The 13689-nt window shown below is 66.3% G+C and carries 13 protein-coding genes; 9 read left to right on the forward strand and 4 right to left on the reverse strand.

Annotated elements, in window-relative coordinates:
* Positions 1-10: 10 nt before the first annotated feature.
* Positions 11-262: an acyl carrier protein gene (locus AB3G31_RS05620; RefSeq protein ID WP_367849212.1), complete on the reverse strand. Its 252-nt coding sequence runs from the start codon at positions 260-262 to the stop codon at positions 11-13.
* 222 nt (positions 263-484) lie between these two features.
* Between AB3G31_RS05620 and AB3G31_RS05625 the strand changes: the two genes are divergently transcribed.
* The 4 genes from AB3G31_RS05625 (at position 485) to AB3G31_RS05640 (ending at position 6254) form a co-directional block, all read left to right on the forward strand.
* Positions 485-2086: an acyl-CoA ligase (AMP-forming), exosortase A system-associated gene (locus AB3G31_RS05625; RefSeq protein WP_367849213.1), complete on the forward strand. Its 1602-nt coding sequence runs from the start codon at positions 485-487 to the stop codon at positions 2084-2086.
* A gap of 12 nt (positions 2087-2098) precedes the next feature.
* The gene (locus AB3G31_RS05630; protein WP_367849214.1) at positions 2099-3337 is read left to right on the forward strand and encodes a pyridoxal-dependent decarboxylase, exosortase A system-associated; all 1239 of its coding nucleotides are present in this window, start codon (positions 2099-2101) and stop codon (positions 3335-3337) included.
* A 4-nt stretch (positions 3338-3341) separates the two neighbouring features.
* The gene (locus tag AB3G31_RS05635; RefSeq protein WP_367849215.1) at positions 3342-5303 is read left to right on the forward strand and encodes a hypothetical protein; all 1962 of its coding nucleotides are present in this window, start codon (positions 3342-3344) and stop codon (positions 5301-5303) included.
* Positions 5304-5477: 174 nt separating this feature from the next.
* Entirely contained in the window at positions 5478-6254 is a 777-nt protein-coding gene (locus AB3G31_RS05640; protein ID WP_367849216.1) for a ferredoxin--NADP reductase, read from the forward strand.
* A 29-nt stretch (positions 6255-6283) separates the two neighbouring features.
* On the opposite strand, the gene AB3G31_RS05645 is transcribed toward AB3G31_RS05640, so the two are convergent.
* Entirely contained in the window at positions 6284-7225 is a 942-nt protein-coding gene (locus tag AB3G31_RS05645) for a LysR family transcriptional regulator (protein WP_367849217.1), read from the reverse strand.
* Between the two features lie 108 nt (positions 7226-7333).
* On the opposite strand from AB3G31_RS05645, the gene AB3G31_RS05650 reads away from it, so the two are divergent.
* Genes AB3G31_RS05650 through AB3G31_RS05660 form a run of 3 tightly spaced genes read left to right on the forward strand, consistent with a single transcriptional unit; the run spans position 7334 to position 8749 of the window.
* A complete protein-coding gene (locus AB3G31_RS05650; protein WP_367849218.1) occupies positions 7334-7813 on the forward strand; it encodes a heme-binding protein in 480 nt (159 codons plus the stop codon).
* A 23-nt stretch (positions 7814-7836) separates the two neighbouring features.
* A complete protein-coding gene (locus AB3G31_RS05655) occupies positions 7837-8469 on the forward strand; it encodes a DsbA family protein (RefSeq protein ID WP_367849219.1) in 633 nt (210 codons plus the stop codon).
* A gap of 22 nt (positions 8470-8491) precedes the next feature.
* Positions 8492-8749 (forward strand): hypothetical protein, encoded by a 258-nt coding sequence (locus AB3G31_RS05660; protein WP_367849220.1) that lies wholly within the window; start codon positions 8492-8494, stop codon positions 8747-8749.
* Between the two features lie 65 nt (positions 8750-8814).
* Here AB3G31_RS05660 and AB3G31_RS05665 read toward each other — a convergent pair whose 3' ends face one another.
* Positions 8815-9747: an isoaspartyl peptidase/L-asparaginase family protein gene (locus AB3G31_RS05665; RefSeq protein WP_367849221.1), complete on the reverse strand. Its 933-nt coding sequence runs from the start codon at positions 9745-9747 to the stop codon at positions 8815-8817.
* Between the two features lie 54 nt (positions 9748-9801).
* Between AB3G31_RS05665 and AB3G31_RS05670 the strand changes: the two genes are divergently transcribed.
* Positions 9802-10284 carry a molybdenum cofactor biosynthesis protein MoaE gene (locus tag AB3G31_RS05670; protein WP_367849222.1) on the forward strand — a complete coding sequence of 161 codons (483 nt, stop codon included), beginning with the start codon at positions 9802-9804 and terminating at the stop codon, positions 10282-10284.
* Positions 10285-10302: 18 nt separating this feature from the next.
* Here AB3G31_RS05670 and AB3G31_RS05675 read toward each other — a convergent pair whose 3' ends face one another.
* Positions 10303-10887 carry a hypothetical protein gene (locus AB3G31_RS05675; RefSeq protein WP_367849223.1) on the reverse strand — a complete coding sequence of 195 codons (585 nt, stop codon included), beginning with the start codon at positions 10885-10887 and terminating at the stop codon, positions 10303-10305.
* 186 nt (positions 10888-11073) lie between these two features.
* Here AB3G31_RS05675 and clpB point away from each other — a divergent pair, with 186 nt between their 5' ends.
* On the forward strand, positions 11074-13668 hold the full coding sequence (gene clpB, locus AB3G31_RS05680) for an ATP-dependent chaperone ClpB (RefSeq protein WP_367849224.1): 2595 nt from the start codon (positions 11074-11076) through the stop codon (positions 13666-13668).
* The last annotated feature ends 21 nt before the right edge of the window (positions 13669-13689 follow it).

Here is a 13689-nt window from a genome sequence, read left to right on the forward strand (position 1 = left end):
GCCTAGCCCTTTAGCTTGCGAGTTTGGCGTCGACGAAATCGACCAGCGCACCCACGGTCGCAAAGGTCGAGCCGTCCATGTCGTCGTCGTCCACCGTCAGGCCAAAATGCTCTTCGAGGCGGGTGATGAGAGACACCACGGCCATCGAGTCCAGCTCGGGAATAGCGCCCAGCAGATGGGTTTCGCGGGTAAAAGCGGCGCTGCGGCCATTCAAGCTCAGCACTTCGTCCAGAACCGCCTTGACCTCTTGTGTCACATCCATGAGAACCCCCTGTTATGTTGTAAGCAATTGCACCCCCAAGATGGCCGGGTCCTCTTTGCAAGAGGGGCGGCCCGTGGCCTGGAATATCCGAGGCGCGGGTGGTGGCTGGTGAGAAGGCCGCATTTTAGGATGGGCGCCTCCCGCTTTGGCTTGCAGGCCCCTGTGCGATACTTTTAACGGCTGTTTTTGGCGCTTTCCCCTCTTTTTTCTTGCGTGACCCTTATGCGTGAATCCACACTTTTGCATGAACTCATTGCCTGTGCCGCCCAGCGTGCCCCGCAAAACCGGGCGCTGACCTATGGCGCGGTGTCCATGGTCTACAGCGAACTGGACGCGGCAGTGGCGCAATGCGCGGCCGGTTTGATGGCTTTGGGGCTGGGGCGGGGCGAACGGGTGGCGATCTACCTGGAAAAGCGCTTTGAAACAGTGATCACCAGCTTCGGCGCGCCCGCCGCCGGTGGCGTGTTTGTGCCATTGAACCCCCTGCTCAAGCCCGAGCAGGTGGCCTTTATCCTGCAAGACTGCAATGTGCGCGTGCTCGTGACCTCGCCCGAACGCCTGGCCTTGCTGGCGGGTGTGCTGGGCCAGTGCCCGGACCTGCGCCACATCGTGTTGACCGATACGGCACCGCAGGCGATTCCCGCGCTGCCCCAATCGCAATGGCGTGACCTGCTGGCCGCCGCGCCCTGCGCCGGGCACCGGGTCATCGACACCGACATGGCCGCCATCTTGTACACCTCGGGCAGCACCGGCAAGCCCAAGGGGGTGGTGCTGTCCCACCGCAATATGGTGGCTGGTGCAAAAAGTGTAGCAAGCTACCTAGAGAATACGAGCGACGACACCCTTTTGGCCGCATTGCCGTTGTCCTTCGACGCAGGCTTCAGCCAGCTCACCACCGCATTTCACGTGGGTGCGCGCGTGGTGCTGCTGAACTACCTGATGCCGCGCGATGTGCTCAAGGCCATGGAGCGCGAAGGCGTGACCGGGCTGACCGCCGTGCCGCCGCTGTACATCCAGCTCACCCAGTCCGTCTGGCCTGCCGCCATTGCCGAGAAGCTGCGTTACTTTGCCAACACCGGCGGTCGCATGCCGCGCGAGACGCTGGATCTGCTGCGCCAGCGCGTGCCGCAGAGCCAGCCCTTCCTGATGTACGGCCTGACGGAAGCCTTCCGCTCCACCTACCTACCCCCGTCCGAAGTGGACCGCCGCCCCGACTCCATCGGCAAGGCCATTCCCAACGCCGAGATTCTGGTGCTGCGCGAAGACGGCAGCCCCTGCGCCCCTGAAGAGCCAGGCGAGCTGGTGCACCGCGGCGCGCTGGTCGGTCTAGGCTACTGGAACGATGCCGAAAAAACCGCCGAACGCTACAAGCTGCTGGCCCCCGACGTGCCGGGCCGCCAGCCGGGTATGCAACTGCCCGAATACGCCGTGTTCTCCGGCGACACCGTGCGCATGGATGCCGAAGGCTTTTTGTACTTCATCGGCCGCCGCGACGAGATGATCAAGTCCTCGGGCTACCGCGTCAGCCCCACCGAGGTGGAAGAAGTGCTGTACGCCACCCGGCTGGTGGGCGAATGCGTGGCCTTTGGCGTGGAGCACCCGGCCTGGGGCCAGGCCATCCAGGTGATAGCCACTGCGCCGGTGGATGCCGTGGACGGCGCGCTGGACACCGCCGCCCTGCTGGCCGACTGCCGCACCCGCATGCCTGCCTACATGCTGCCGGCCCATATTGAAGTGGTGGCCGGGCCGCTGCCGCGCAACCCCAACGGCAAGATCGACCGCAAATGGCTCTCCACCGACTGGGCCGAGCGCCACCTAAGCTAAAGAATGACACCCATGACCGACCGTGTAATCCCCGTCCATGCCCCCTTGAGCCAGTTCCCCGTGCAGGGGGGTGAGCTGGTCGTCGGCGGCATTCCGCTGACCCAGCTGGCCGCTCGCGTGGGCCAAACCCCGTTTTACGCCTACGACCGCGCCCAGCTGCGCCAGCGGGTGGCCGACTTGCGCGCCGCCTTGCCCACCAGCGTCAAGCTGCACTACGCCATGAAGGCCAACCCCATGCCCGCCGTGGTCGGGCTGATGGCCGGGCTGGTCGACGGCATCGACGTGGCTTCCGCAGGCGAGTTGAAAGTGGCGTTGGATGCCGGGGCCGATCCGCAAGAGATCAGCTTCGCCGGGCCAGGCAAGCGCGCCTCCGAGCTGCGCCAGGCCGTGGCCTCCGGCGTGCTGGTGAACCTGGAATCGATGCGCGAAGTCGGCTTGCTGGCGGACATTTCCAACGAGCTGGGCCTGGCCGCCCGGGTGGCGGTGCGCGTCAACCCCGACTTCGAGCTCAAGGGCTCGGGCATGAAGATGGGCGGTGGCCCCAAGCAGTTCGGCGTGGATGTGGAGCAAATGCCCGAGCTGATGGCCGCCATTGGCAGCGCCGGGCTGGCGTTTGAAGGTTTCCACCTGTTCGCCGGGTCGCAAAATCTGCGCCCCGAGTCGATCTGCGAAGCCCAGCAAAAGTCCTACGCGCTGGCCGTGCGCCTGGCCGAGGCCACACCGCTGCCGGTGAAGTTTCTGAACCTCGGCGGCGGCTTTGGCATTCCGTACTTTCCGGGCGAGCAGCGCATCGATTTGCAACCGATTGGCGACAACCTGGCCGCCCTGGCCGAGCGCGCCAAGACCGAGCTGCCCCAGGCGTCCTTCGTCATCGAACTCGGCCGCTACCTGGTGGGCGAGGCGGGCGTGTACGTGGCCCGGGTGCTGGACCGCAAGGTCTCGCGCGGCCAGGTGTTTCTGGTCGTCGACGGCGGCCTGCACCACCATTTGTCGGCCTCGGGCAACTTCGGCCAGGTGATCCGCAAGAACTACCCCGTGGCCATCGGCAACCGCATGGGTGCGCTGGACGTGGAGCCCGCCTCGGTGGTCGGCCCGCTGTGCACGCCGCTGGACCTGCTGGGCGACCGCATGGTGCTGCCCACGGCGCAAGAGGGCGACCTGGTGGTGGTGTTCCAGTCGGGCGCCTACGGTGCCAGCGCCAGCCCGCAAGGATTTTTAGGCCACCCCGCCTGCGTGGAAGTGCTGGTCTAAACCGGTGGCAGACCCGCGCCGCTGGGTTTCGGCGCTGCTGGCGCTGGCCTGCGGTGCGGCGGGTATCGGTTGGGCCCTGGCGCATCCGCTCTCTCCCATGCTGGCCCTGGCGGGTCTGTATCTGGCCGCGATGGTGGCGCTGTGGTGGCCCGGCATCTGGCTGTTCGCCGTGCCCGCCTGCCTGCCGTTTCTGAACTTCGCTCCCTGGACCGGCTGGCTGGTTTTTGAAGAGTTCGATTTGCTGCTGCTGGCCGTGCTGGCGGCGGGCTACTTCCGGCTGGCACGCACACCACGGGACACCGCGTTCCGCTGGCGCCAGCCGCTGTCTTTTTCCACCGCCATCCTGGCCTTGTTCGGCGTGGCCAGCCTGCTGTCGCTGGCCCGCGGCCTGCTCGACGCGGGTGGCCTCACCTGGGGCTGGTTCCAGGGCTACGGCGATGCCATGAACAGCCTGCGGGCCGCCAAAAGCCTGCTCTGGGCCACCTTGTGCATCCCTTTGCTGGCCGATGCGTTGCGCCAGTCGGTGCTGCAAAGCTGCAAGCGTTTGGCGGCGGGCATGCTGGTGGGCCTGGTGGTGGTGGTGGGGGCCGTGCTGTGGGAGCGGGCGGCCTTTCCGGGCTGGTTCAACTTCACCAGCAAATACCGCACCACCGCGCTGTTCTGGGAAATGCACGTGGGCGGCGCGGCCATTGACGCCTACCTGGCCCTGGCCACGCCGTTTGTGGCCTGGGCCTTGCGCAGTGCCCGGCGGCCCTGGCAATGGGCCTGGGGGGCGCTGCTGGCCGTGCTGGTGACCTATGCCGGGCTCACCACCTTTTCGCGCGGTGTCTACCTGTCGATGGTGGCGCCGCTGGTGCTGCTGGGGTTGTTGCTGTGGGTGCAGCAGGCGGGCCTGGACCTGCGGGCGCTGGCGATCAGCCTGTGGCAGCGCCGCCGGTCCCGCGGCTGGCGTGCCAAGGCCGCCTGGGCGCTGAGCATTGCGCTGGTGGTGGAGGTGGTGGGCGTGCTCAATGGGGGCAGCTTCATGGCCAGCCGCCTGACCGCCACCGAGCGCGATTTCGGCAGCCGCATGGCGCACTGGCAGCGCGGCCTGGACCTGCTCCGCGACCCGCTGGACTGGTCCACCGGCATCGGCCTGGGCCGTCTGCCGTCGCACTACGCCCGCAGCTACCCCGAAGGCGTGTGGCCGGGGCACATGGCCTGGCAAGCCGGGCAGGGCACCGAGCCCGCGCAGATGCGCGTGTCCGGCCCCGATGCCGACGACGACCTGGACGGCCTGTTTGCCGTCACCCAGCGCGTGCGCCCGGTGCCCGGCGCGCGCTACCGGGCCAGCGTGCAGGTGCGGGTGGACGCGCCCACGGGCGTGTACCTGCAGTTATGCGAACGCCACCTGCTGTACCCCGCCCGCTGCCAGAACGCCTACCTGGCGTTGAAGCCCGTGGCCGACCCCGCCGCCAGTCCCTGGCAGCGCATCAGCGTGCCTTTGCAGGGGCCGCGCTTCCAGGGCGGGCCCTGGTTTGCACCACGCCTGGGGATGTTCTCGGTGATGGTGCTGGACGCCAATGCACATGCCGACTTCCGTTCCATCGGCCTGCAGACCACAGACCGCCAGCCGTTGCTGTCCAACGGCGACTTTGCGCAGAACCTGGCGCACTGGTTCCCGGCCGCGCGCTTTTACTTCCTGCCCTGGCACATCGACAACCTGTACCTGGAAGTGCTGGTGGAGCGTGGCCTGCCGGGCCTGCTGCTGGGGGCCGCGCTGGTGGGCACGGCGCTGTGGCAGCTGGTGCTGGGCCGCGCCCGCCGCCAGCCGCTGGCACCTTACCTGGCGGCGTCGCTGTGCGGGGTGCTGCTGGTGGGCCTGGTCAGCAGCGTGATGGACGTGCCGCGGGTGGCTTTTCTGCTGTTTTTGCTGGCTTTCTTTACGCTGCAATTGGCGCGCGCATCCCATCCGCCCGAGCCCTGAAAAATCACCGTGCTACAGTTTTAGTAGCTTCCAGCGCTGATGGAATAAGCGGTAGAAGCTTATTTCTTTTAGATTTACCCCGGGCTGCGCAAGGTGGAATTGCCGATAGACAGGCCGTGTGGGCGGCTGTAGGAAAATAGCCCCCATTTTCACCAACCTTCCCAGCTACCAAACATGAGTGCTTTCAACGAAGAAACCGTGCTGAGCGTGCACCACTGGACCGACCGCCTGTTCTCCTTCACCACGACACGCGACCCCGCGCTGCGCTTCAGCAACGGCCACTTCACCATGATCGGCCTGCGCAAGGAAGACGGCAAACCGCTGCTGCGCGCCTACAGCATTGCCAGCGCCAACTACGAAGAGCACCTCGAATTCCTCAGCATCAAGGTGCCCGAGGGCCCGCTGACCTCCAAGCTGCAGCACATCCAGGTGGGCGACAAGATCATCGTCGGCAAAAAGCCCACCGGCACCCTGGTCACCGACTACCTGCTGCCCGGCAAGCATTTGTACCTGCTGTCTACCGGCACCGGCCTGGCCCCGTTCCTGAGCATCGTGCGCGACCCCGAAACCTACGAGCGCTTCGAGCAGGTGATCGTGGTCCACGGCGTGCGCCAGGTTGAAGAGCTGGCCTACCACGACATGCTGACCGAGCACCTGCCCGCGCACGAATTCCTGGGCGAAATGGTCACCAGCAAACTGCGCTACTACCCCACGGTGACCCGCGAGACCTACCGCAACATGGGCCGCATCACCGAGCTGCTGGCCAACGGCAAGCTGTTTACCGACCTCGACCTGCCCGAGTTCGACCCCGCCATCGACCGCGTCATGCTCTGCGGCAGCCCCGGCATGCTGGTCGACCTCAAGCACATGCTGGAAGAGCGCGGCTTCAAGGAAGGCAACACCTCCACCCCCGGCCACTTCGTGGTGGAACGGGCGTTTGCCGAGAAGTAAGCGCTGGGCGCGCCGCTGACGGGGGCGCGTCACTTTTTCCGGCGCTTGGATAGCCGCGCCGGAGACACCGGAAAATCGCGGTCCCACGGTGCACCGGCGCATTCTTGCGCCAAGAAATCCAGCAGGGTGCGCAGCAGCAGCGGCTGGTGTTTGCGCGACAAATAGCTGGCATGGATGCCCAGCACCTCGGGTTCGCAGTCGGGCAGCAGGTGCACCAGCCTCCCGTCGCGCACAGCCTCACTCACCAGATAGCTGGGCAGCAGGGCGATGCCCGCACCGCCCAGGGCCGCGTGCAGCAGCACCGTGGTTTCGTTGCTTTGGAATGGCCCGCTCACCGGTACCCGTACGTTTTCGCCCTGGTAGTGCAGGTGGTACTCGGTCTGACCCACCCGCGCGTGGGTCAGGCAGGCGTGGCCGCGCAAATCTTCTGGCATCTGTGGTGGGCTGTGCCGGGCCAGATAGCTGGGCGCGGCACACAGCACCGAACGGCAGTCGGCCAGGCGGCGCGCCACCAGCCCATCGTCCAGCGTGTTGGTGATGCGCACCGCCAAATCGATACGCTCTTCCACCAGGTTCACCGCCCGGTCCAGCGCAATCATCTCGATCTGCGTCTGCGGGTACCGGGCCAGAAAGTCGGCCAGCACCCGCGACAGCCAGGCCTGCGCAAACGACACGCTGGCCGTGATGCGCAAACGTCCGGCCGGTGCGGCACTGCGCTGGCCCGCCAGGGCCTGTACATCGCGGGTCAGGGCCAGCACCTGGCGGCACTGCTCCAGGGCTTCGGTGCCCGCGTCGGTGAGGCTTACGCGGCGCGTGGTGCGGTGCAGCAGGCGCACGCCCAGCCAGGTTTCCAGGCTTTCCAGGTAGCGCGACACCATGGCCCGCGACATGTCCAGCGCGGTGGCGGCGTCGGTCAGGCTGCTGCGGTCGGCCACTTCGGTGAAGACCTGCATGGCGGTGAAACGGTCCATCTATTTACCCGAATAATGCAACAAATATTTGCAATTCTAGAGGTTTATCTATTTTTCCGAATCAATAAACTATGGCTGGTTCGCACATTCAGCCCCATTGGAGTCTCCATGCCACCCACCCTGACCCGCATCGGCCTTGCCACCCTGGCCCTCGCATCCGCCACCGTCTTCGCCCAAAACCTGCCCTATGGCGCACCCATCCGCCTGGAGATTGCCCAAAAAGTCGCCCAGGCCGCCGCCGCCGAGATGCGCGCCAAGCACCTGGAATTGACCATCGCCATAGTCGACTCGGGCGGCAACCTGGTGTATCTGGAGCGGGCTAACCAGGCCCCCATCGGCACCGTGGATGCCGCCATCGGCAAAGCCCGCGCCGCCAATGGCATCAAGGCCCCCACCAAAGCCATCGAGGAACAGATACTGAACCACAACAAAATCAACCTGCTGGCGGTGCCCGGTGCCTTCCCGGTGGAAGGCGGCGTGCTGCTGGTGGCCAACAACCAGATCATCGGCGCCATTGGTGCCAGCGGTGCCATGCCCGCCGACGACGGCGCAGTGGCCAACGCGGGCGCGAAAAGCCTGCAACCCTGACCTCCCAACAAGGAAATAACACCATGCCCACCACCCTGACCTATCTCTTTGACCCCCTGTGCGGCTGGTGCTACGGTGCCTCACCGGTCATACAGCAACTGGGGATGCACAGCGACTTCACCCTGGAGCTGGCCCCCACCGGCCTGTTCGCAGGCGGTGGCCGCACCATGGACGCAGCCTTTGCCGACTACGCCTGGGCCAACGACACGCGCATCGCCAAGCTCACCGGCCAGCGCTTCACCCCGGCCTACCGCAGCCAGGTGCTGGGCCGGCACGGCAGCCGCTTCGACTCCAGCACCGCCACCCTGGCGCTCACCGCCGTGGCGCTGACGGCACCCGCGCGCGAACTGCTTTCCCTGAAGCTATTGCAGGAAGCCCGCTACGTGGACGGCCTGGACACCACCGCCGTGCAGGTCGTGGAAAAGCTGCTGCGCGATGCCGGCCTGGCTGCCGCCGCAGACCGCCTGGTGGCGGCCGACGCCGACTTGCTCTTGGCCAACACCACCCGCCAGCAACGCGCCCAGCGGTTGATGCACAGCCTGGGTGCCACCGGTGTGCCCGCCCTGGTGCGGACCGACGCATCCGGCAGCCGCCTGCTGCCCGGCAACGCCCTGTTTGGCAGCTTCGAGCAGCTGATGGACGCGCTGCAGGCGTAAGCTGGCGCAGGAGGCATTCCCCATGACCGCATTGCACACGCAACTCACCCAGGTGCTGGCCCACCTGCGCGCCAACCGCTGGACCGAAGCCCACAACCTGGTCCAGACCGACAACTCCCCTTTGTCGAACTGGCTGCACGGCATCGTCCACATCCAGGAAGGCGACCTGGAAGACGCCGAATACTGGTACGACCAGGCCGGGCGCAACTTCCGCAGCCGGGGTAGCTTGGCGGAAGAAATGGAGCGGTTTGAGGCGGAATTGCTCTCAAATAAAGAATAAAAAACAGGAGCGTGCCACGCCTATGGAATAAGCGTAAGAGGCACTTTTGGCACCTAAAAAAAACCTCAATTCTCAAAAATCCGCGTCTGCGCCGCTTCCCCCGCCCGCACCCAGCCCCGGTACATGCCCGCGCTGATGTAGGGCAGGGCGATGTGGCCCTGGCGGTCTACCGCGATCACACCGCCTTCGCCCCCCAGCCGGCCCACCTCGGCCAGCGCGGCGCGGCTGGCGGCCTCCAGCGTGGCCCCGGCGTAGGCCATGCGGGCGTGGATGTCGTGGGCCACGCAGGCGCGGATGAAATACTCGCCCGAGCCGGTGGCGCTGACCGCGCAGCTCTGGTCGTTGGCGTAGATGCCCGCGCCCACCAGTGGCGAATCGCCGATGCGGCCCGGGTGCTTGTTGGTCATGCCGCCGGTGGACACGGCACTGGCCAGATGGCCCGCGCTGTCCAGGGCGACTGCGCCCACGGTGCCGAACTTGCGGGTCTCGTCCAGCGGCGCAGCGTGGTCCATCTGCATGGCCGCACCGGCGGCGTTTTGTACTTGGTGCAGCTGCGCCAGCCGGTGGTCGGTGTGAAAGTAGCCGGGCGGCATGGCCTCGAAGCCGTGGTCGCGGGCGAACTGCTCGGCCCCCTCGCCGCTGAGCAGCACGAAGGTCGAATCCATCACCGCGCGCGCCAGTTGCACCGGATTGCGCAGCGTGCGCACCCCCGCCACCGCCCCGGCGGACAGCGTGGCCCCGTCCATCACCGCGGCATCCATCTCGTGCTGCGCCGCCGAGGTGTAGACCGCGCCGCGCCCGGCGTTGAACAGCGGCTCGTCCTCCAGCGCCCGCACCGCCGCCACCACCGCGTCCAGCGCGCTGCCGCCCTGGGCCAGCACCACCTCGCCCGCGGCCAGCGCGGCGCGCAGCCCGGCGTGGTAGGGCGCAGCATCGGATTGGCCGCGGGCAATAGTGCCTGCGCCGCCGTGGACGGCAAGGGTGTACGGAACGGTCAAAGCGGTCTCCCCGGAAAACAAAAATAGCCACTGTACTGGATGCAAAATAGCCGCATGACTTCACCCCGTGTTCGCATCCAGACCGCCGATTTCGACCCCCGCGCCGAGCTGGACGCGCTGCGCCAGGGCGACCGCCGCGTGGGCGCGGTGGTGAGCTTTTTGGGCACCGTGCGCGACTGGCACCCCGATGCCACGGGCGAGGTGCTGAGCCTGGAGCTGGAGCACTACCCCGGCATGACCGAGCGCGCCATCGAGGCCATGGTGGACCAGGCTTTGGCCCGCTTCGACATCTACGCTGCCCAGGTGATCCACCGCGTGGGCCTGCTGCAGCCGCTGGACCCGATTGTCTGGGTGGCGGTGAGCTCGGCGCACCGGGGCCAGGCGTTCCAGGCCTGCGAATTTTTGATGGACTACCTGAAAACCCAGGCCCCGTTCTGGAAGAAGGAAACCACCCCGCAAGGTGAGCGCTGGGTGGATGCCCGCGTGCAGGACGACGCCGCCCTGCAGCGCTGGGGCATTGCCGCCAGCAACGCTTGAGGCTGGCCCGGTGGCCGCCTAATTCAGGTACTTGGGCCGGTCTGCCGCCACCGGCGCGTCGCTGGTGGGCAAGGGCGGCGGGCCCAGCACCTCGCTGCCTTCGCTCCAGGCCGACTGCTGCAAGGCGCGCTCCAGCAGTTGCACCAGGCCGTGCACCAGCGGCGGGGCCAGTTCCACCTGGAAGCCGCGGCCGTCGGCCTGGCCCGCCAGCTGCTCGTTGAAGGCGATTTTCAGGGGGCCATTGGCCACCGGTGTGATGCGCACCTCGGTCACCAGCAGCGGGGCGCTGCCCAGGGGCAAGGTGGTGGGCGCGACGGCATCGGGCGCGTCCTGGTAGGGGGTGGAAAAGTCGGCATCCCGCAGCACGGCTTCGCGCTGGAAGTCGGCCAGCATCTTCTTGCTGGCCTCATCGCGCAGGTGGGAGGCACTGCCGTCCTGGCGCGCCACATGCTCCACCACCGCCTTGTTCAGCGTGGGCCACAGGGCCAGGGTGAGGCGGCGGGTGAGCCACAGGCGCATCTCGGAACCCTCGGTGGAGTTGATGCGCACCAGAATGCGGTCTTGCTCCTGGTTGTAGCGGGCCGAGAGCTGGTGGATGTTCATGGACCAATTTTAGGACTTTGGGCTCCGTCGCATCTGCTTCTGTTTTTATAGCTGCCTGCGCCTGTCCCATCGGCACAAGAGCCTGATTCTTTATCTACCCCTGGTTTGATCTGGCGCAAGCTTGCCCACTGCAGCGCCTTGAAAATGCAGGCATCCGGCCCATCTGTCACAGCATTGGAGATCCACATGCGACAAGACAAACTTACTACCAAATTCCAGGAAGCCCTGGGCGACGCACAAACCCTGGCACTCGGTGCCGACCACGGCTACATCGAGCCCGCCCACGTGCTGGCGGCCATGCTGCGCCAGGACGACGGCCCGCAGGCGCTGCTGCAGCGCGCGGGCGTGAACGTGCCCGGCCTGCTGGCGGTGGCCGAGGCGGCGCTCAAGAAGCTGCCCACGGTGCACGGGCAAGACCAGGTGCAGCCCAGCCGCGACTTCGTCAGCCTGCTGCAGGGGGCCGAGAAAGAAGCCATCAAGCGCGGTGACCAGTTCGTCTCGGGCGAGCTGTTTTTGCTGGCCCTGACCGATAGCAAGGCCGACTTTGCCCAGCAGGTGCGGGCCGCGGGCCTGACCCGCAAATCGCTGGAAGCGGCGATTGACGCGGTGCGCGGCGGCCAGAACGTGGACAACGCCGATGCCGAAGGCCAGCGCGAATCCCTCAAGAAATACTGCCTGGACCTAACCGAGCGCGCCCGCATGGGCAAGCTGGACCCGGTGATTGGCCGCGACGACGAAATCCGCCGCGCCATCCAGGTGCTGCAGCGCCGCACCAAGAACAACCCGGTGCTGATCGGCGAGCCCGGCGTGGGCAAGACCGCCATCGTCGAAGGCCTGGCCCAGCGCATCGTGGCGGGCGAGGTGCCCGAATCGCTCAAAGGCAAGCGCGTACTCTCGCTGGACATGGCGGCCCTGCTGGCCGGGGCCAAGTTCCGCGGTGAATTCGAAGAGCGCCTGAAGACCGTGCTCAAAGAGCTGGCCAAGGACGAAGGCCAGACCATCGTCTTCATCGACGAGCTGCACACCATGGTGGGCGCGGGCAAGGCCGAGGGCGCCATGGATGCGGGCAACATGCTCAAGCCCGCCCTGGCGCGCGGCGAGCTGCACTGCGTGGGCGCCACCACGCTGGACGAATACCGCAAATACATCGAGAAAGACGCCGCCCTGGAGCGCCGCTTCCAGAAGATTCTGGTGGGCGAGCCCACGGTGGAGGCCACCATCGCCATCCTGCGCGGCCTGCAGGAAAAGTACGAAGTGCACCACGGCGTGCAGATCACCGACCCGGCCATCGTGGCCGCCGCCGAGCTCAGCCACCGCTACATCACCGACCGCTTCCTGCCCGACAAGGCGATCGATCTGATCGACGAGGCCGCGGCCAAGATCAAGATCGAGATGGACTCCAAGCCCGAGGTGATGGACAAGCTCGACCGCCGCCTGATCCAGCTGCAGATCGAGCGCGAAGCCGTGCGCCGCGAGAAAGACGAGTCTTCGGTCAAGCGCTTTGGCCTGATCGAGGAAGAAATTGCCAAGCTGCAAAAAGAGATCGCCGACTACGACGAGATCTGGCAATCCGAAAAAGCCCAGGCCCAGGGCAGCGCGCAGGTGATGGAGGCGATTGAGAAAATGCGCTTCCAGATCGAAGAACTCAAGCGCAAGGGCGACTTCAACAAGGTCGCCGAGCTGCAATACGGCAAGCTGCCCGAGCTGGAAAAGCAACTCAAGGAAACCCAAGACAAGGAATCTGTCAAAGGCGCCACCAGCGCGCCGCGCCTGCTGCGCACCCAGGTGGGCGCGGAGGAAATCGCCGAAGTGGTGGCCCGTGCCACCGGCATTCCAGTGAGCAAACTGATGCAGGGCGAGCGCGACAAGCTGCTGCAGATGGAGGTCAAGCTGCACGACCGCGTGGTGGGCCAGGACGAGGCCATCACGGCGGTAGCTAACGCCATCCGCCGCAGCCGCGCAGGCCTGTCTGACCCGAACCGGCCCACCGGCTCCTTCCTGTTCCTGGGCCCCACGGGCGTGGGCAAGACCGAGCTGTGCAAGGCGCTGGCGGGCTTTCTGTTCGACTCGGAAGACCACCTGGTGCGCATCGACATGAGCGAGTTCATGGAGAAGCATTCGGTGGCCCGCCTGATTGGCGCGCCGCCCGGCTACGTGGGCTACGAGGAGGGCGGCTACCTGACCGAGGCCGTGCGCCGCAAGCCCTACAGCGTGCTGCTGCTGGACGAGGTGGAAAAGGCCCACCCGGATGTCTTCAACGTGCTGCTGCAGGTGCTGGACGATGGCCGCCTGACGGACGGCCAGGGCCGTACTGTGGACTTCAAGAACACCGTGATCGTGATGACCAGCAACATCGGCTCGCCCATCATCCAGAACATGGTGGGCCAGGACTACGAGGACATCAAGGACGCGGTGCAGGACGAGCTGAAGAACTACTTCCGCCCGGAATTCTTGAACCGCATCGACGAGACCGTGGTGTTCCACGCGCTGGACGCGAAGAACATCGAGGCCATCGCCGCGATCCAGATCAAGGTGCTGCAAGCCCGCCTGGCCAAGATGGACCTGGCGCTGGAGATCTCCCCTGCGGCCATCGCCGAGCTGGCCAAGGTCGGCTTCGACCCGGTGTTTGGCGCGCGGCCCTTGAAGCGCGCGATCCAGCAGCGCATCGAGAACCCGCTGTCCAAGCTGCTGCTGGAAGGCAAGTTCCCGCCCAAGGACGTGATCAAGGTCGAAGTGGACCCGATCCAGGCGCCAGGGCAATTTAGCTTCAATAAGGCCTGATGGGCATGCAAAAGGGGCTGG

It is taken from the genome of Rhodoferax sp. WC2427, from assembly GCF_040822085.1.
Classification (GTDB): Bacteria; Pseudomonadota; Gammaproteobacteria; order Burkholderiales; family Burkholderiaceae_C; genus Rhodoferax_B.